This window comes from Pseudomonas sp. LBUM1651 (assembly GCF_059716135.1).
In genome coordinates this window covers 1,444,232-1,462,803 of the sequence record NZ_CP166805.1, presented here as the reverse complement: position 1 = coordinate 1,462,803, position 18,572 = coordinate 1,444,232, and the positions used below count along the sequence as shown (strand labels likewise).

At 59.9% G+C, this 18,572-nt stretch carries 11 protein-coding genes, 2 pseudogenes and 1 riboswitch; of the genes and pseudogenes, 4 read left to right on the top strand and 9 right to left on the bottom strand.

From position 1 onward, the window contains the following. Positions 1-90 precede the first annotated feature (90 nt). Both alaS and ltaE read right to left on the bottom strand, forming a co-directional pair. The gene (gene alaS / locus ACA066_RS06760) at positions 91-2,715 is read right to left on the bottom strand and encodes an alanine--tRNA ligase (RefSeq protein ID WP_497698604.1); all 2,625 of its coding nucleotides are present in this window, start codon (positions 2,713-2,715) and stop codon (positions 91-93) included. Positions 2,716-2,861: 146 nt separating this feature from the next. Next, entirely contained in the window at positions 2,862-3,866 is a 1,005-nt protein-coding gene (gene ltaE, locus ACA066_RS06755) for a low-specificity L-threonine aldolase (protein WP_497698603.1), read from the bottom strand. A 197-nt stretch (positions 3,867-4,063) separates the two neighbouring features. Beyond that, a riboswitch (FMN riboswitch) is annotated at positions 4,064-4,234 on the top strand. Positions 4,235-4,336: 102 nt separating this feature from the next. Between ltaE and ACA066_RS06750 the strand changes: the two genes are divergently transcribed. The 3 genes and pseudogenes from ACA066_RS06750 to ACA066_RS06740 form a co-directional block, all read left to right on the top strand. Then, positions 4,337-4,846: a 6,7-dimethyl-8-ribityllumazine synthase gene (locus ACA066_RS06750; RefSeq protein ID WP_497698602.1), complete on the top strand. Its 510-nt coding sequence runs from the start codon at positions 4,337-4,339 to the stop codon at positions 4,844-4,846. Positions 4,847-5,037: 191 nt separating this feature from the next. Next, a pseudogene (locus ACA066_RS06745) lies at positions 5,038-5,115 on the top strand (6,7-dimethyl-8-ribityllumazine synthase); the annotation flags it as partial. 191 nt (positions 5,116-5,306) lie between these two features. After that, positions 5,307-5,384 (top strand): annotated as a pseudogene (locus ACA066_RS06740) (6,7-dimethyl-8-ribityllumazine synthase); the annotation flags it as partial. A 120-nt stretch (positions 5,385-5,504) separates the two neighbouring features. Here the strand turns inward: ACA066_RS06740 and astE are convergent. The 7 genes from astE to ACA066_RS06705 form a co-directional block, all read right to left on the bottom strand. Then, positions 5,505-6,515, bottom strand: a complete 1,011-nt coding sequence (astE, locus tag ACA066_RS06735) for a succinylglutamate desuccinylase (RefSeq protein ID WP_497698601.1) — start codon at positions 6,513-6,515, stop codon at positions 5,505-5,507. 12 nt (positions 6,516-6,527) lie between these two features. Continuing rightward, positions 6,528-6,815 (bottom strand): hypothetical protein, encoded by a 288-nt coding sequence (locus tag ACA066_RS06730; RefSeq protein ID WP_027923932.1) that lies wholly within the window; start codon positions 6,813-6,815, stop codon positions 6,528-6,530. Between the two features lie 20 nt (positions 6,816-6,835). Next, positions 6,836-8,182, bottom strand: a complete 1,347-nt coding sequence (gene astB / locus ACA066_RS06725; protein ID WP_497698600.1) for an N-succinylarginine dihydrolase — start codon at positions 8,180-8,182, stop codon at positions 6,836-6,838. A 230-nt stretch (positions 8,183-8,412) separates the two neighbouring features. Beyond that, a complete protein-coding gene (gene astD / locus ACA066_RS06720) occupies positions 8,413-9,882 on the bottom strand; it encodes a succinylglutamate-semialdehyde dehydrogenase (RefSeq protein WP_497699819.1) in 1,470 nt (489 codons plus the stop codon). Then, the gene (gene astA / locus ACA066_RS06715; RefSeq protein ID WP_497698599.1) at positions 9,879-10,904 is read right to left on the bottom strand and encodes an arginine N-succinyltransferase; all 1,026 of its coding nucleotides are present in this window, start codon (positions 10,902-10,904) and stop codon (positions 9,879-9,881) included. The genes astD and astA overlap by 4 nt, the downstream gene beginning before the upstream one ends. A gap of 69 nt (positions 10,905-10,973) precedes the next feature. After that, positions 10,974-11,993: an arginine/ornithine succinyltransferase subunit alpha gene (gene aruF, locus ACA066_RS06710; RefSeq protein ID WP_461953635.1), complete on the bottom strand. Its 1,020-nt coding sequence runs from the start codon at positions 11,991-11,993 to the stop codon at positions 10,974-10,976. 228 nt (positions 11,994-12,221) lie between these two features. Continuing rightward, positions 12,222-13,442: an aspartate aminotransferase family protein gene (locus ACA066_RS06705; protein WP_253430855.1), complete on the bottom strand. Its 1,221-nt coding sequence runs from the start codon at positions 13,440-13,442 to the stop codon at positions 12,222-12,224. A gap of 287 nt (positions 13,443-13,729) precedes the next feature. On the opposite strand from ACA066_RS06705, the gene ACA066_RS06700 reads away from it, so the two are divergent. Further along, positions 13,730-18,571, top strand: a complete 4,842-nt coding sequence (locus ACA066_RS06700; RefSeq protein ID WP_497698598.1) for a dermonecrotic toxin domain-containing protein — start codon at positions 13,730-13,732, stop codon at positions 18,569-18,571. Position 18,572: the final 1 nt, after the last annotated feature.

Genomic DNA, 18,572 nt, shown 5'->3' with positions numbered 1-18,572 from the left:
TCAAAGCCGCCTCTGCCCATGAAGGGCGCCCAAATAATCACTCAAACAGCGTTCCGGCCCGCCACTAGACTGCGGGCCGGACACACTGCCTTATAAACCCTGCTCTACAAATGGAACAGTCAGGGCCAATGCGGCATCCAGTGCGCCAGCGTCAGTACCACCGCCCTGCGCCATGTCCGGACGACCACCGCCCTTCCCGCCCACTGCCGCAGCGGCTTGCTTCATCAAATCACCGGCTTTGAGTTGGCCAGTCAGGTCTTTGGTTACGCCTGCAACCAGAACGACCTTTTCCTCATGGACACTGCCGAGCAGGATCACTGCGCGGCCGAGTTTGTTTTTCAGTTGATCGACCAGCGCCAGCAGCGTCTTGGCGTCCTGACCGTCCAGACGCACGGCCAGCACTTTCACGCCTTTGACGTCCAGGGCAGAGGCCGACAGATCGTCGCCCGCTGCGCTGGCAGCCTTGGCCTGCAACTGCTCGAGTTGCTTCTCCAGCAGACGGTTGCGCTCCAGCACAGCCGACAGCTTGTCGATCAGGTTGTCGCGGCTGCCCTTGACCAGGTTGGCCGCTTCCTTGAGTTGTTCTTCGGCAGCGTTCAAGTATGCCAGCGCTGCTGCGCCGGTGACTGCTTCGATACGACGCACACCGGAAGCCACGCCGCCTTCGCTGATGATTTTCAGCAGACCGATGTCGCCGGTACGGTTGGCGTGGATGCCACCGCACAGTTCGACGGAGAAATCACCGCCCATGCTCAACACGCGCACGCTGTCGCCGTACTTCTCGCCAAACAGCGCCATGGCGCCTTTCTTCTTGGCGGTTTCGATGTCGGTTTCTTCGGTTTCAACGGCGGAGTTCTTGCGAATCTCGGCATTGACGATTTCTTCCAGCGCCTTCAACTGCTCAGGCTTGATGGCTTCGAAGTGGCTGAAGTCAAAGCGCAGGCGCTGACTGTCGACCAGCGAGCCTTTCTGCTGAACGTGATCGCCCAGCACTTTACGCAGCGCAGCGTGCAGCAGGTGGGTGGCTGAGTGGTTCAGCGACGTCGCGTGACGTACATCGGCTTCAACGTGGGTTTCAACCGGAGCGCCGATCAGCAGGCTGCCCGAAGCCAGTACGCCGTGGTGCAGGAACGCGCCGCCGGTTTTGGTGGTGTCACGCACGTCGAAACGGCCGCTGCTCGATTGCAGATAACCGCAATCGCCGATCTGACCACCGGATTCAGCGTAGAACGGGGTCTGATCGAGAACGACCACGCCCTCTTCGCCTTCGCTTAGAACGTCGACCGACTGCCCGTCTTTATAGAGAGCAACGACTTTCGCCGAACCGCTGGTGGCTTTGTAACCGGTGAATTCGGTGGCAACGTCAACCTTGACCAGGCTGTTGTAGTCCAGGCCAAAGGAACTGGCGGAACGGGCACGGACGCGCTGGGCTTCCATTTCGCGCTCGAAGCCTTCTTCGTCGATGGTCAGGCTGCGCTCGCGAGCGATGTCGCCGGTCAGGTCCATCGGGAAGCCGTAGGTGTCGTAGAGCTTGAACACCACGTCGCCCGGCACCACGTCGCCTTTGAGCTCGGCCAGATCCTGCTCGAGGATCTTCAGGCCGTGCTCCAGGGTCTTGGAGAACTGCTCTTCTTCAGCTTTCAGCACGCGTTCGATGTGCGCCTGCTGGGATTTCAACTCAGGGAACGCTTCGCCCATTTCGGCGACCAGGGCCGCAACGATCTGGTAGAAGAAGCTGCCCTTGGCGCCCAGTTTGTTGCCGTGACGGCAGGCGCGACGGATGATCCGGCGCAGCACGTAGCCGCGGCCTTCGTTGGACGGCAGCACTCCGTCGGCAACCAGGAAACCGCAGGAACGAATGTGGTCGGCCACGACTTTCAGGGAAGCCTGTGCGTCGTTGGTGCAACCGATGGCTTTGGCCGATGCGTTCAGCAGGCTCTGGAACAGGTCGATTTCATAGTTCGAGTGAACGTGCTGCAGCACGGCACTGATCCGCTCCAGGCCCATGCCGGTGTCGACCGACGGTGCTGGCAGCGGATGCAACACGCCATCGGCGGTGCGGTTGAACTGCATGAACACGTTGTTCCAGATTTCGATGTAGCGGTCGCCGTCTTCTTCCGGCGAGCCCGGTGGGCCACCCCAGATGTCGGCGCCGTGATCGTAGAAAATCTCGGTGCAAGGGCCGCACGGGCCGGTATCGCCCATGGTCCAGAAGTTGTCCGACGCATATGGCGCGCCTTTGTTGTCGCCGATGCGAACCATGCGCTCGGCTGGAACGCCGATTTCCTTGGTCCAGATGTCGTAGGCCTCGTCATCGCTGGCGTAGACGGTGACCCAGAGCTTTTCTTTCGGCAGGTTCAGCCACTTGTCGGAGGTCAGGAAGTTCCAGGCGTAGGTGATCGCGTCGCGCTTGAAGTAATCACCGAAGCTGAAGTTACCCAGCATTTCGAAGAAAGTGTGGTGACGGGCGGTATAACCGACGTTTTCCAGGTCGTTGTGCTTGCCGCCGGCGCGCACGCATTTCTGGCTGCTGACGGCGCGGGTGTACGCGCGCTTTTCCTGGCCCAGGAAGCAGTCCTTGAACTGGTTCATCCCCGCGTTAGTGAACAGCAGGGTTGGGTCGTTGCCCGGAATCAAAGAGCTGGAGGCTACACGGGTGTGGCCTTGCTCTTCGAAGAAGCGAAGGAAGGCTTCACGGATTTCTGCGCTTTTCATTAGGATCTTCCACGGAGGCTGCGGCCAAAGGCCTGTGCGAAACGTCAACAGACGAAGCGACGGCAAAGGGCCGCATTATATCGGCCCTGCGCGCGGGGTACAGCGTGTTTATACGATAGAAACGGTCAATTGGACGGCTAACGCGGTCAGTTGCGCGAAAACTCGACGAATGTCGCGACGACTTGCTCGATATGCGCGCGGCTGACGTCCATATGCGTGACCATTCTAAGGCGACTGGCAGCGCTCAACTTGATCCCGCGCTCGGCGGCAAAGGCTTTGATCGCCTCGGCCTTATCACCCATTTGCACATAAACCATGTTGGTCTGCACCGGCTCGACGCTGTAACCGGCCTTACGTAAACCGTCGGCCAAAAACTGAGCATTGGCGTGGTCGTCGGCCAGTCGGTGAATGTTTTTATCCAGGGCATACAAACCTGCCGCCGCCAGAATACCGGCCTGACGCATTCCGCCGCCGACCATCTTGCGCAGGCGTCGCGCCTTGCCGATCAACTCCACCGAGCCGCACAGCACCGAACCGATCGGCGCGCCCAGGCCTTTGGACAGGCAAACCGAGACCGAATCGAAATACTGCGTGATTTCACGGGCTTCGACACCCAGTTTGACGGCGGCGTTATACAGGCGAGCGCCGTCCAGGTGCAGGGCCAGACCGTGTTCACGGGTGAAGCTGCGGGCCCGGGCCAGGTATTCCAGCGGCAGAACCTTGCCCTGCATCGTGTTTTCCAGCGCCAGCAAGCGGGTACGAGCGAAATGGAAGTCGTCCGGCTTGATCGCTGCGGCAACCTGCTCCAGATCCAGCGAGCCATCGGCCTGCACCTCCAGCGGCTGAGGCTGGATCGATCCGAGCACCGCCGCACCACCGCCTTCGTACTTATAGGTGTGGGCCTGTTGGCCGACGATGTATTCGTCACCGCGCTCGCAGTGCGCCATCAAGCCCAGCAAGTTGCTCATGGTGCCCGTCGGAACGAATAGCGCCGCGGCAAAACCCAACCGACTGGCAAGCTCGGCTTCCAGTCGATTGACGGTCGGATCTTCGCCGTAGACGTCGTCACCGGTGGCCGCGTTGGCCATCGCGTGGAGCATCCCTGAGGTCGGTTGGGTGACGGTGTCGCTGCGAAGATCGATAACGCTCATGAATCTGGCCTCGGTCAGCAGGGGAAAATCCCGTTCAGGATGGAATTACTGCGGTCATGACGACGAATAATCAACCCTTGGAGGTGGAAAAGGCTGATCAAGCGAGCGAAAAAATCGATAGCAATCATCAGATAGCCGCAATGCACAGGTGCGAAATATGTGTTAAAAACGCTGCGCCGCCAGACAATCTGACGGCAAAACGTTCTCAGGGCGGGGTGCAACTCCCCACCGGCGGTAATTGCGCGCAATGCGCATAGCCCGCGAGCGCTTGGCGACAGCACGGCTTCGGCGGTGACTGGCGACAAGGTCAGCAGACCCGGTGTGATCCCGGGGCCGACGGTCATAGTCCGGATGAAGAGAGAACGGGATTGGCGCCAAAGGGCCGTCCGCGGGCATTCGTGCGAGCGTGCGCACCCTTAAATCCCATTCGATTCATATGCCCTGTTTTTTACATAAACAGGAGTCAGAACATGCAACCCACCGCAATCGACAGCAAAAGCAAACACCATCACGGCGAGCGCGTTGCGTTCATCCAGGCCTGCTGGCACAAGGAAATCGTCGACCAGAGCCGTCAGGGCTTCGTCGCCGAAATGATTGCGCAGGGTTATCAGGAATCGGAGATCGATTTCTTCGAAGTCGGCGGCGCCTTTGAAATCCCTTTGCACGCCAAACTGCTGGCCAAATCCGGTCGTTATGCTGGCATTGTTGCCGCTGGCCTGGTGGTCGATGGCGGGATTTACCGTCACGAATTCGTCGCCCAGTCGGTCATCAGCGGGTTGATGCAGGTTCAGCTGGAAACCGAAGTGCCGGTGTTCTCGGTGGTGTTGACCCCGCACCACTTCCATGCCGGTGAAGAACATCAGAAGTTCTTCTTCGAGCATTTCGTGCATAAAGGTCAGGAAGCGGCGAAGACGTGTGCGGACACCCTGCAGAAGGTTCGTGCACTGCGCCGCACCGAGCCGCGTGCCTTAGCCGTCTAAACACCGGACATAACTGTGGGAGCTAGCCTGCTGGCGATAGCGGAGTATCAGTCGACAACCAGGGTGACTGACACATTGCAATCGCTAGCAGGCTAGCTCCCACATTGGTTTGCGGTGAACTCAGGCCAGGTTTTCGTCGGTGGTCGGCACGATCAGGATGCCGGCGCGCAGGCCATTTTTCACCTTGGGGTTCGGGAAGAACGTGTGCGGACACCCTGCAGAAGGTTCGCGCACTGCGCCGCACCGAGCCGCGTGCCTTAGCCGTCTAAACACCGGACATAACTGTGGGAGCTAGCCTGCTGGCGATAGCGGAGTATCAGTCGACAACCAGGGTGACTGACACATTGCAATCGCTAGCAGGCTAGCTCCCACATTGGTTTGCGGTGAACTCAGGCCAGGTTTTCGTCGGTGGTCGGCACGATCAGGATGCCGGCGCGCAGGCCATTTTTCACCTTGGGGTTCGGGAAGAACGTGTGCGGATACGCTGCAGAAGGTTCGTGCACTGCGCCGCACCGAGCCGCGTGCCTTAGCCGTCTAAACACCGGACATAACTGTGGGAGCTAGCCTGCTGGCGATAGCGGAGTATCAGTCGACAACCAGGGTGACTGACACATTGCAATCGCTAGCAGGCTAGCTCCCACATTGGTTTGCGGTGAACTCAGGCCAGGTTTTCGTCGGTGGTCGGCACGATCAGGATGCCGGCGCGCAGGCCATTTTTCACCTTGGGGTTCGGGAAGATGATCCGGGCGCCCTTTTCCTCGATGATCCAGCGGGTCTGGGCGATGTCTTCGGCCAGCAGATAACCCACTTCCAGCTCCGAAAAGTTTTCGATGTCCGCCGGCAGGTTCAGGCGGAAGCTGTCGCTGTGCTTGATGATTTCCCGCGCCACGCTGAACAACTGCAACCCATCCAGCGCCGCTTCGGTCAGTTCCGGCTCGGTGCCTTCGATGATCTGTTTGAGGCGGGTTTCCAGCAGGGAGACGTTGACGCCATCGTTCTGCCCGAACGGCCGCGCCTTGCCCAACTCCAGGGTGAAAGACTCGACCCCCAGTTTGTCGTAGGTGTAGGAACTGAAAACGATGGACGGCTTGTTTTGCAGCAGCACCGCTTCCATACCGGCGGCGCGCAGGCGAGCCAGCTCCTGACGGGAATGCTGGCGACCTTCTTTCCACGGATACAGGGCGAACTGCTCGATTTTTGAGCCACGAATTGCTGTGTGCAGGTCGTAGTGCAGGCGTTCACGATCCGGCAGGCTGAAGAAACTGGCTGCCAGCCGCTCCAGTTCACAGGCGCGCAGGGCTTCGGAACCGCTGGTTTGTTCGTGACGGCCGTTGAACAGCCGATTGACGTCCTGCTCGATGAAGCGCTCGCCCTTGCGAATCGCTTCCGGGTTGCCGAACAGGAACAGAATGCGTGCGCGCGGCTTCAAGTCGCCGCGGGCGATGTCATGCAACAGGCGATCAAGCAACTCGATCGGCGCTGTTTCGTTGCCATGGATGCCGGCTGACAGCAGCAGGTCCAGGCCATTGTCGCGCGCTTCAGGTGGCCGGACTTCCAGCGCACCTTCGCTCAACCAGCGCATCCGCACGCCTTCGACAGTCAGTTGAGTCTTCTCCGCCGGTTCGCGGCCGGCGAGGGTCAGTTCAAGCAGTTTGCCGAGGGCGAGCATAGAGCGGTTTCCTTAGTGGTCGTGTGCGCAATCCGGGCCGTGCACGTGGTCTTCGTCACCGACTTCAGCCGGTTCCATTTCCAGTTGCAGACTTACCAGATTAGTCGCCAATGGGCGCAGCAGCAGGTTTGCGTACTCAGCGTCACCTTCTTCGACGTCCACGCCGATCAGCAGTTGGCCGCGGCCGTCGTGCTGAATCCACAGCTCTTTGCCTTGCCACAGGACCGCGACGCGGGTGCAGGACGTTTCCAGTTGCGTGCCGTCGGTGTCTTCAAGGATCAGCTGCAGGGTATCGCTCATGTGTTTTACGCTCTCGACGTTCAATTGATCTGGAATGGATAAACCGCGCCCAGTTTAAGGATTTGCGTCAGTTCATCCAGTGCCGTCCGGCACTCAAGCAACAATTGCGGGTCCGCGAGATCGGTTTCAGCCATGCGGTCGCGGTAGTGCTTGTCGACCCATTCGGTCAGCGTGCCGTACAACGGTGCGGTCATGATAACCCCTGGGTTGACGGCCGCCAGTTCGGTTTCGTTGAGGGCGACGCGCAAGCGCAGGCACGCCGGACCACCGCCGTTCTGCATACTTTGCTTGAGGTCGAAGACTTTGACTTCGCGGATCAGGCCGCCAGAGCTGGTCAAACCTTGCAGGTATTGCCAGACGCGCTCGTTGCCACGGCATTCTTCCGGCACGATCAACAGCATCGAGCCGTCAGGACGCGACAGCAGCTGGCTGTTGAACAGGTAGGAACGCACCGCGTCTTCCACGGTGACCGCAGAACGCGGTACGCAGATCGACTGAAATTTCCCGCCGACCTTGGCGAGTTTGCCTTGCAGCTCGGCCAGCATCTGGTCGGTGTCGAGGAACGCGTCCTCGTGATAGAACAGCACTTCGCCGTTACCCACCGCGATCACGTCGTTGTGGAACACGCCCTGATCGATCACCGAAGGGTTCTGCTGGGCATAGACCACGCCGTCATCGCTCAGGCCGTGCAGGCGGGCAACCGCTTGGGAGGCTTCGAGAGTCTGGCGCGCCGGGTACTTCTGCGGCGCCGGGTAGCGGGTGTCGAAGGCGCTGCGACCGAACACAAAGAACTCGACGCCGGCTTCACCGTATTCACGGCAGAAACGGGTGTGGTTGGCCGCGCCTTCGTCACCGAACTGCGCCACGGCCGGCAACGCGGCGTGATGAGCGAAGTGTTTCTGGTCAGCGAACATCGCGCCCAGCACGCGGCTGGTGGTCGGGTGTTCGATGCTGCGGTGGTATTTGCAGTTGAGGTTGGCGGCAGTGAAATGCACGCGGCCGTCGGCAGTATCAGCGCTTGGGCTGACGGTGGCGGCGTTGGCCACCCACATGCTCGAGGCCGAGCAACTGGCGACCAGCAACGGCATCGCGTCTTTGGCGGCTTGCTCGATCACTTGCGCGTCGGTGCCGCTGAAGCCCAGGCGACGCAGGGCAGCGACGTCAGGACGCTCTTGTGGCGCCAGCACGCCTTGCTGAAAGCCCATTTCCATCAGCGCTTTCATTTTCGCCAGGCCTTGCAGCGCGGCTTCCTTCGGATTCGAAGATTGCTGGCTGTTGCTCTGGGACGCGACGTTGCCGTAGGACAGGCCGCCGTAGTTATGGGTCGGCCCCACTAGACCGTCAAAATTGACTTCATAGGATTTCATCAGCGAGGCTCCACGAGAATCTGTTGTTATAGGCTTCAGTAACTAGATTTGAGACCGAGGCGCGGCCATCGCCAGCAGGCTGGCTCCCACAGTGATCGCGCCGTACACAAAATGTGTGAACACCGCCGAACCTGTGGGAGCCAGCAGGTTGGCTCCCACAGTGATTGGGTGGTACACAAAATGTGTGAACACCACCGAACCTGTGGGAGCCAGCCTGCTGGCGATGGGCATCACGCCATCTTCACGCCTGGCGTAAGGGCCGCCGGCAACACCAGGCTCGGCGTTTCCAGCGACGCCACCGGGTACGCGCAGTAATCCGCCGCGTAGTAAGCACTGGCGCGATGGTTGCCCGAGGCGCCGACGCCGCCGAATGGCGCGCTGCTCGCAGCACCGGTCAGCTGTTTGTTCCAGTTGACGATACCGGCACGGCTTTCCAGCCAGAACTGCTGATAACGTGCTTCGGAATCCGACAGCAGACCGGCCGCCAGGCCATAGTCGGTGTCGTTGGCTTCAGCGATCGCCGCTTCAAAATCAGCGTAGCGGATCACTTGCAGCAGAGGGCCGAACAGCTCTTCGTCAGGACGATCGGCCACTGCCGTTACATCCAGAATGCCAGGGGTCAGCAACGCGGCTTGCGCTTGAGGCTGAGTCATTTCCAGCAACGCCACCGCGCCATTGGCCAGCAGATGCTCCTGCGCGTCCATCAGCGCTTTTGCCGCGCCAAGGGAAATCACCGAACCCATGAACGGCGCCGGTTGCTGATCAAAAGCACCGACTTCAATCGTCGAACTGACCGCCACCAGACGCGCCAGCAGCGTGTCGCCCCAGGCGCCTCGCGGCACCAGCAAGCGGCGGGCACAGGTGCAACGCTGACCAGCGGAGATGAACGCCGACTGGATGATGGTGTAAACCGCAGCATCAAGATCAGCGACCTCATCGACCACCAGCGGGTTATTACCGCCCATCTCCAATGCCAGGATCTTGTCCGGACGACCGGCGAACTGCTGGTGCAGATGATTGCCGGTGCGGCTCGAACCGGTGAAGAACAGGCCGTCGATGCCCGGATTCGCCGCCAGGGCGATACCGGTTTCGCGAGCGCCTTGCAGCAAGTTCAACACGCCTGCCGGCAGGCCGGCTTCAATCCAGCACTTGACCGTCAGTTCGGCGACTTTCGGGGTCAGTTCGCTCGGCTTGAACAGCACGCTGTTACCGGCCAGCAGCGCCGGCACGATGTGACCGTTCGGCAAGTGGCCCGGGAAATTGTAAGGACCGAACACCGCGACCACGCCGTGTGGCTTGTGGCGCAACACGGCGGTGGCGTCGCCCAGCGGGCCGCTCTTCTCGCCGGTGCGCTCACGGTAGCTCTGCACCGAGATCGCAATCTTGTTGACCATGCTGGTCACTTCAGTCGCCGCTTCCCACAGCGGTTTACCGGTTTCTTCACCGATGCAGCGCGCCAATTCGTCAGCGTTGTTTTTCAGCGCCGCGGCAAAAGCCTCCAGCACGGTGATGCGCTCATCCAGCGTGCGACGGGCCCAACCCGGAAACGCCTGACGCGCAGCTTGCACGGCCGACTCAACTTGAGCGGCGGTAGCGCCCTCGCCGGCCCACAGCACTTGCTGGGTCACCGGGTTCAGCGACTGGAAGGCTTCACCCTGACCGGCCAGCCATTCACCTGCGATGTATAGCGAATTCATTATTTCGACTCCCGAGCAGCAGACAACGGAACAGCGCGCACTTGATCGCCGGCGTTGAGTTGAAGACGTTTGGCGGTCAGCGGATCGACGACCAACGTGCCGGCGGCGAAGCGTGCTGGCGCGGCAGTGATCCGGCAGTCGTCGCGCTTGCGGTTGTGAATCAGGAAAGGCGTGGCGTCGTCACCCGGCGTACCAATGGCCAACACCAGCGCCTGGCTGTCGCGCACGGCGCGGATCTTGACGGTTTCGCACTCCACCGCAGGGCCGGCGTCGAAAATGTCGACGTAGCCTTGATAGCTGAAACCTTCGCTCTTGAGCATCGACAGCGCCGGCTCGGTGTCCGGATGCACCTGACCGATCACGTTGCGCGCATCCGGCGACAGGAAGCAGGTGTACAGCGGGAATTTCGGCATCAGTTCGGCGATAAACGCCTTATTGCCCACACCGGTCAGGTAATCGGCCTGGCTGAATTCCATCTTGAAGAAGTGTCGGCCCAGGCTTTCCCAGAAGGGCGAACGCCCGGCTTCGTCGGACACGCCGCGCATCTCGGCGATGATCTTGTTGCCGAACAGCTGCGGGAACTCGGCGATGAACAGCATCCGCGCCTTTGCCAGCATGCGACCGTTGAGGCCCGTGCGGTAATCGGCGTGCAGGAACAGCGAGCACAATTCAGAGTTGCCGGTCAGGTCGTTTGCCAGGAACAGCGTCGGGATTTCGCGATAGATGTTCAGCTCTTGGGACGCGCTGACCGTCAGGCCAACCCGGAAGTTGTACCAGGGCTCACGCAGACCGACGGCGCCGGCAATGGCGGAAATCCCCACCACGCGACCGTCGTCATCTTCGAGTACGAACAGATAGTCCGCATCGCCGCGCCCGGCTTCGCCGCGGAAGGTCTTCTCGGCCCAGCCGACCCGGTGGGCCAGACGTTCTTCGTTGGCCGGCAAGGTGGTCAGGCCGGTGCCGGTGCTGCGGGCCAGGTCGATCAGAGCGGGTAAATCGCTGCTGCGTACGGGACGAACGATCATGCTATCTCCTCAAACGGGCCGCTTGCGCCACCCGCGAAACTCTCTGCTTTTCAGGCATTAAAGCAGTCGTTAAACCGCCACCAGGCGCACGCTCGCACCTTCACCGACGCCCAGGGCTTCGGCTGTTTCCAGGTCCAGGGTCACGGGCTTGCCCGGCGCGTAATCGAGCTCGAGCAACACGGCGCGGTAATCCTGCAACTGGGCGTTGGCCACCAGATACTGACGACCGGCGCCCTTGACCGGCTCGCCGATTTTCACCGGGACCACACGGCTCTGGGCGATCGAACGGATCCCCGAGACACGTGCATGCAGGGTCGGGCCGCCGTCGAAAATGTCGATGTAGTGATCGGTCTCGAAGCCTTCGCGCATCAGGATGTCGAAGGTGATTTGCGCCCGTGGATGCACCTGGCCCATCGCTTCTTGCGCGGAGTCCGGCAGCAGTGGCACGTAGATCGGGTAATGCGGCATCAGTTCGGCGAGGAAGGTCCGGCTCTTCAGCCCGCACAGACGCTCGGCTTCGGCGTAGTTGAGGTCGAAGAAGTTGCGACCGATGGCGTCCCAGAACGGCGAGTCGCCGTTTTCGTCGCTGTAACCGACGATCTCGGTCACCACGGAATCGGCAAAGCGCTCCGGATGGCTGGCCACGAACAGCAAGCGGCCACGGGAATTGAGCTCGGCCCAGGGCGACCCCACCAACTCGCGCTGCACGTAGAAACTGGTCAGCAAACTGTTGCCGGTCAGGTCGTGGCACTGGGAGAGCACGTGAATCTTGTTATGAATCTTCAGCTCGCGAGAGGCGTGCACGAAGGTTTCATTGCGGAAGCTGTAGAACGGCTCCGAATAACCGGCCGACGCCACGATGGCCGAACAGCCCACCAGCTTGCCGGTGGCGGAGTCTTCGAGGACGAAGAAATAGCTCTCTTCACCGTTGAAGCTGACTTCGGCGGCGAACGAAGCTTCGCTCGCGGCGATCTTGTCGCTCAGGCGTTCAACGTCATCCGGCAAGGAAGTGACACCAATCGGGCTGTCCGCAGCCAGACGCTGTACCTCGCCCAGATCAGCCATTTGCGCGGGGCGCATCACCAGCATGGTGTCACTCCTTAATCTCAGAACTTACAGAAGAAAAAATCCCGGGCCATCCCTGAAACAACTCAGAGTCAACTGTGGGAGCTAGCCTGCTAGCGATATCGTCCTGTCAGGCAACAATGATGTTGGCTATCAGGCCCCCATCGCTAGCAGGCTAGCTCCCACACTTTTGATCCAGCCCGAAACAAAAATTTGGATCGACGCCTGAAAGGTCAGGCGTCGAAGGGTCTATCAGGCTTGCGTCAGTTTCGCCGCAGCGCGCTCGAAACGGTCCAGACCCTCATCAATGTCAGCATCTTCCACCACCAGGCTTGGCGCAAAACGCACCACGTCCGGACCGGCTTGCAGAACCATCAGGCCTTCGCGCTCGGCGGCGTTGAAGATGTCCTTGGCCTTGCCCTTCCAGGCATCGCTCAGCACGCAACCGATCAACAGGCCCATGCCGCGGACCTTGGTGAACAGGCCGTATTTCTCGCCGATCTGCTCCAGGCGCGCCTTGAACTTGTCGTGCTTGGCGTTGACGCCGGCCAGCACTTCAGGGGTGTTGATCACGTCAATCACCGCTTCGGCCACTGCGCACGCCAGCGGGTTGCCGCCGTAGGTGGTGCCGTGGGTGCCGACGACCAAGTGTTTGGCCAGGTCTTCGGTGGTCAGCATCGCCGCGATCGGGAAACCGCCGCCCAGGCTCTTGGCGCTGGTCAGGATGTCCGGGATCACGCCGTATTGCTGGTAGGCGAACAGCTTGCCGGTACGGCCCATGCCGGTCTGCACTTCGTCGAAGATCAACAGCGCGTTGTGCGCGGTGCAGAGGTCACGGGCGCCTTGCAGGTATTCAAGTTCGGCCGGGATGACACCGCTCTCGCCCTGGATCGGTTCCAGGACCACAGCGCAGGTCTTGTCGGAAATGGCGGCTTTCAGCGCAGCCAGATCGTTGTACGGCACATGGGTGATGCCAGTGATCTTCGGACCGAAACCATCGGAGTACTTCGACTGGCCACCGACGTTCACGGTGAACAGGGTGCGGCCGTGGAAGCTGTTGAGCGCGGCGATGATTTCGTACTTCTCGCTGCCGAACCGGTCGAAGCCGACACGACGGGCCAGCTTGAACGCGGCCTCGTTGGCTTCTGCGCCAGAGTTGCAGAAGAACGCACGCTCGGCAAAGGTCGCGTTGATCAGCTTATGCGCCAGGCGCAGAGCCGGCTCATTGGTGAACACGTTGGACACGTGCCACAGCTTGTTCGCCTGCTCGGTCAAGGCACCGACCAGCGCCGGGTGCGCATGGCCCAATACGTTGACGGCAATCCCGCCGGCGAAGTCGATCAGCTCGCGGCCAGACTGGTCCCAAACGCGGGAACCGGCGCCACGCACAGGAATGAAGGCGGCAGGCGAATAGTTGGGAACCATTACCTGATCGAAATCGGCGCGTTCTACCGCAGCGTGCTCAACGGACATCGGAGTCTCCTGAAGAGGAACACCCGCCTGAAACTGGCGAGCGATGGGGGGATTGTAAGGACAGTTTTCAGCCCGGCCTTGCCGCCAAGCGACAACTTCTTATAGCGCAAACCCCGGATTTTCCCGGGTTTACGGCAATGCGACATATAGCGTCGCAAAGGCGCAGTTTAAACCGGCGGCACAGGTTACAGGCAGGCTTGTGAAGCGGTGCGGTAATTATGTACCGCACGCCATGCTTCATCGTCTGTTTTCCTTGGGTTCAATCCAAAACGCTAAGGGAATAGCGCATGAATCAACACGAACCCGAGCTTGCCGCTCAGACAGACGCGCACTTCCATCACGCGTTCAACAATCTGCCCGACTGGGTCTTGAAAGCATCACCCGCAACGCGCAACGCACTCAAAAGCGCCCGACTGGAAGTGCCTGGCTGGCACACCACGGCAACCCGTCAGCAGCATCTGTCATTGAAAACAGCCAGCGAAGAGCACTGGACTCAGCGCAATCGCCTGGAGGCGATGCTGGACAAATTGCAGAACGCCCGCGACTTTGCCGAACCGCTCTTGAGAGAGGCGCTGAAAAGCCGCTTCGACCTGGAGCTGAACGTCAAGACGACCTTCCTGCGCCTGTACATTCCGCAAACGATCCCATGGTTCCCGATCAAAACCGGTGCTGCACGCACCTGGACGGTTTCACTGCTCGACGCAGCGCTGCACAATTTCCAGGATTCCGAGACCAACGCGGACGCCTATGAGTCCGCCTCGACATTCATCACCGAACCTTCACCCACCGGACAGTTCGATACGCTGCCGGCGATCAAGCGCCAACTCTCCATCCAGAGCTTCACAAGGCTGTGCAGAGAACTGGATATCGGCGGTCAGTACGAGGCTTACCTCAAGGACAATCTGGGGTTGACCAATCCTGTGGCGGGCGCGATGTTGAAGTCGAACGTCATCAAGACGCACAAGGCAGCCCTGCGATCCGCACTGCAACTGGCACACACTCGGAATGATCTGCCCTCCGACGCTTATCGTTCGATTCTCGATATCGCTGAAGGTCGCGCAAATGTGTGGCTGGACGACTGGAGGTTGCACTGCCATGACCTGACGATGATGTCCTCATTGCTGACCGGGATCGTCATTTTCGCGCCACGGCTTGAACTGACACGACAGGCTTCGCGGATCATCGCCTACATCCCCGACGATCCGGAACACCCGCTCAAACAGTACCCCGACACCTTGTCGTTCATGACCGACCTGACCCGCAAACTGCGCTCGCCCGCCTACCAGTCATTCTTCAGTCGCTTTGTCGATCATCAGCAGAGGGGACACTTTTTCGCTGACCTCAACCGCCGACTCAGCGCCGTGATCTGGCATGAACATCAACACGGCGACCCGCTGCCAAGCTGGCGCGATACCCCCATCGACAAGCCCGACCTGAAGTTCTCGGTGAGCCCGATCAGAACCGATGTGTGGACGCACCTCTATCAGCAGCAACTGAACAAGATCCTCAATGACGCGCGCACCCTCGCGGTTTCTACTGCCAGTGCCGACCGAACGGCGCGATGGGCGCTGTGGGACGCTTTCAGTCGCGTCGCCAAAGCGATTCTTGAAGTAGCCTCGTTCGTTGCCCTGCCCTTTGTTCCCTTTCTGGGTGAGTTGATGCTGGCCTACATGGCCTACCAGGTACTCGACGAAGCCTTCGAAGGTATCGTCGATTGGGCCGAGGGGCTGAAAAAAGAAGCGTTCGGGCAACTGATATCGGTCGTTGAGACAGTCGTCCAGGTCGGGACATTTGCGGTGGGCGGCGCCATGGCCGCCGGCGCATTCAGCCGCCTCCTGTCCCGCGAAACGCTGGCGCTGATCGCTCCGCTCAAACCCGTCGAGGCAGCCGGAGGCAAAACCCGATACTGGAAGCCGGATCTCGCCCCTTACGAACAATCCGTTGTCTTGCCGACAGATGCCAAACCCGATCATCTCGGCTTGTATCAACATCAGGGCCAAACCCTGTTGCCCCTCGAAGACAAGCTCTACGCAGTAAAACCGAAGAGCGAGACTGGCGGGTTTCAGATTCAACATCCGAACCGGGTCGATGCTTACCAGCCGCCTTTGATACACAACAATCAGGGTGCCTGGCGGACAGCATTGGAGCGTCCACTGACGTGGGATCGGGAAACCGTCATGCGCCGCCTCGGCCATAGCGTCGAGTCGTTTTCCAGTGCCGAGCGCGAGCAGATTTTGCGTATCAGCGGCTATCACGACAACGTGCTGCGTGAAGCGCATGTCGATAACCTTCGCCCACCGTCACCGCTGACCGACAGCATCAAGCGGTTCAAGATCAATCAGGACATCAAGACCTTTATCGAGCAGATCAGCAGTGACCAGCCGGAGTTCTATCGAAAAGCCGATCCGGCCATGCAACATCAACTGCTGACCCGATACGACTCATGGCCTGACGATACTCCCGTGCCAGAGCTGGGCCCTCAAACGCAAATGCTCAGAGAACTGATCGCCGCTACCGCACTGAGGTACCGCAAGTCCCTGTTTGAACTTCGCTACCGGGCTCAGGAAACAACAGACAATCTGCAGGTTCAACAACTACTTGGCGAAGTAAAAGGACTGCCGACCGATGTCGCGCAAGAACTGGTGAGCAATGCAACCGGTACCGAACTGCGGCAACTGCACAGTGGCCGCGTGCCCCAGCGCCTGAAAGACGTCGCGCAGAAAGCCATGGAGACTGTGCGCACCATCCGCGCTTATGAAGGGTTTTACATTGATTCGCTGGACGCCACGGACACCAACCGGCTGGCCTTGCACAGCCTGGATTCGATGCCCGAATGGCCGAACCGACTGCGCATTGAAGTCAAGGACTACTCCCCCAATGGGCAGACGCTCGACAGCATTGGCCAAGCCGACGCTGCAATCGTTAAAACACTGGTACGCACCGAAGACGGCTACTACGTACATGATGAAAATGGCGAATCTCCAGTCCCGGGAGACTTCTTCCAAGCACTCCTTCAAGCACTGCCGGACGCTGAACGCAATGCGTTAAATCTCTCCGTTGAAGACGTGCAGCCCTTCAAAGAGCGCATTGCAGAACACGCGATGGATCAACCCGGATTACGCACGTTATTTGCGAAAAACCCCCATCGCAAAACCTTCTATGACCCGACAACCATGCGCCTTTCCGGTGGTACGGAGGGTTATCACCGTATTGGCCACCCGAAACCGACACTGGACGACAGGGTTCTCGAGGTTTATCCAAGCCTGACCCGGGAGGAACTCCGGTCGGTCGTCGCCCGTTTACAGCAACACCCCGATGGCGCTCGCGTAGAGCTTTCTCGCCTGAGCCGTGAGCTGGAACGACTGCATCACGACCTGGACAACTGGATAAGAGAAGCCCCCACCGTCCATCCCGACACCGGGCTCACGCTGAGCGAACTGGAACAACAAGCCCAGCAGCACAACCGCCGCCTGCTGGCTCAGGAAATCCAGCGCAGTTGGCGACGACAAACAGACCGGGACCTGGACGCCGCCGACAGCAGTGCCCGATATGTGCTGCGGTTCGCAGAGCCGATCCTGGGCGATATGCCGGTATTGACTGCCGACTTCAGTCACGTCTCATTGCTTGCCCTTGAAGGCAGCCATGCGGAGCAAGGCATTCACGGTTTTCTGCAGCGTTTCAATGGCCTTCGTCGCCTCGATTTACGCCGCTTCGCCCTGACCACCCTGCCCGACGCCATCCCACGGATGGCAAACCTCGATGCATTGGTGCTCAACGATTGCGGCATCACGTTTGACGTTGTCGCCTGGTCAAAGCTGTCCTCATTGAAAAAACTGGTGATGCTGGACCTGTTCCGGAACCCGTTTGATACGGTACCTGGCATCGACTCCTTACCTGAACTCGTGCACCTGGATCTGAGCGATACCGGCCTGACTGAAATCCCCGGCAGCGCCATGAAACACCCCAGGCTCGACACCCTCATGCTGATGAACAACCGGATCACCGAGTTGCCTGCCGGGATGTTCGACAGCCCGGTGCACGACAAACGCGGCGTGCATCTTTCGCACAACCCGCTCACCGACAGTGCACGACAACTCATCAAGCTTCACTACTTCGAAACCTCTTACGACTTGGGCGTCTATGCCCCCGAGGCGGATATAGAACGGGCCAGGAAGCTCTACCCAAACATGGAAGTCGAGCAGGCAAGCGATTTCGTCTACGAGTTGCCCGGCACGCTGGAAGATGGCCGGATGGAGCTGACAAACCTGGAAGCTGAGCTCGCTCAGCTGAGCAACGACCTGTCGGTATGGACAGCCGACCTGCCACCTCGTCACCCGCTGACGGGTGAGCCCTTCAACGCCTACCAACTGTTTGTCGAGCACGCCAACCGCGACGAATTCAAGCAAGTGCTGGAGCAGTGCTGGCGGCATCAATCCGAACTGGATGATTTCAATGACACGCTTGAGCCAACGTTTGAACTGGTCATCAATTACCCGATAAATGGAGAGCTGCCGACCCTCAACGCCGACTTCAGTCATGTGTCCGCGCTGGAGCTGCACAGTGTCGAGGGCGTGACTCGCATGGGGCAATTTCTGGAGTCTTTCCCCAACCTCAGAAGCCTGAGGCTGCGCGACTGTGACCTCGGTGACCTTCCCGATGCGGTGTTCAAGATGGGTCGACTGCGGTCACTGTCACTTCCCCACTGCCGCGTCAGCTTGTCAGCGGAGTCGGCAAACGCATTGGCGGGAATGGAACAGCTCGACTACCTCGATCTGGGTTCCAACGCACTGGGAAGAACACCTGATCTGAGTCAGATGCCGGACCTGTCCACCGTCCTGCTCAACGATACCGGCATCACCGAAATACCCAATGGTCTGTTTCAGATGACCGACCTGGACTGGGCAGACCTGAGCACGAATGCAATCACCGAAGTGCCCAGCGACCTGATGGAACTGCCAGTGGAAATTGCAGAGAACATCACCTTGAGAGGCAATCCCTTTTCAGAAGAAAGCCTGGTACGGCTGATCAGTTACTTCGAACGCACGGGCGCGGATTTTGGCGTGGAAGAGGTGATCAATCGAGGTGAAACGCAAATTTCCACCTCTGACGGTTCCGAGATCGACGAATAGA

Coding starts and splice junctions, on each gene's coding strand:
- alaS (WP_497698604.1), bottom strand. CDS start 2,715: ATGAAAAGCGCAGAAATCCGTGAAGCCTTCCTTCGCTTCTTCGAAGAG.
- ltaE (WP_497698603.1), bottom strand. CDS start 3,866: ATGAGCGTTATCGATCTTCGCAGCGACACCGTCACCCAACCGACCTCA.
- ACA066_RS06750 (WP_497698602.1), top strand. CDS start 4,337: ATGCAACCCACCGCAATCGACAGCAAAAGCAAACACCATCACGGCGAG.
- astE (WP_497698601.1), bottom strand. CDS start 6,515: ATGCTCGCCCTCGGCAAACTGCTTGAACTGACCCTCGCCGGCCGCGAA.
- ACA066_RS06730 (WP_027923932.1), bottom strand. CDS start 6,815: ATGAGCGATACCCTGCAGCTGATCCTTGAAGACACCGACGGCACGCAA.
- astB (WP_497698600.1), bottom strand. CDS start 8,182: ATGAAATCCTATGAAGTCAATTTTGACGGTCTAGTGGGGCCGACCCAT.
- astA (WP_497698599.1), bottom strand. CDS start 10,904: ATGATCGTTCGTCCCGTACGCAGCAGCGATTTACCCGCTCTGATCGAC.
- aruF (WP_461953635.1), bottom strand. CDS start 11,993: ATGCTGGTGATGCGCCCCGCGCAAATGGCTGATCTGGGCGAGGTACAG.
- ACA066_RS06705 (WP_253430855.1), bottom strand. CDS start 13,442: ATGTCCGTTGAGCACGCTGCGGTAGAACGCGCCGATTTCGATCAGGTA.
- ACA066_RS06700 (WP_497698598.1), top strand. CDS start 13,730: ATGAATCAACACGAACCCGAGCTTGCCGCTCAGACAGACGCGCACTTC.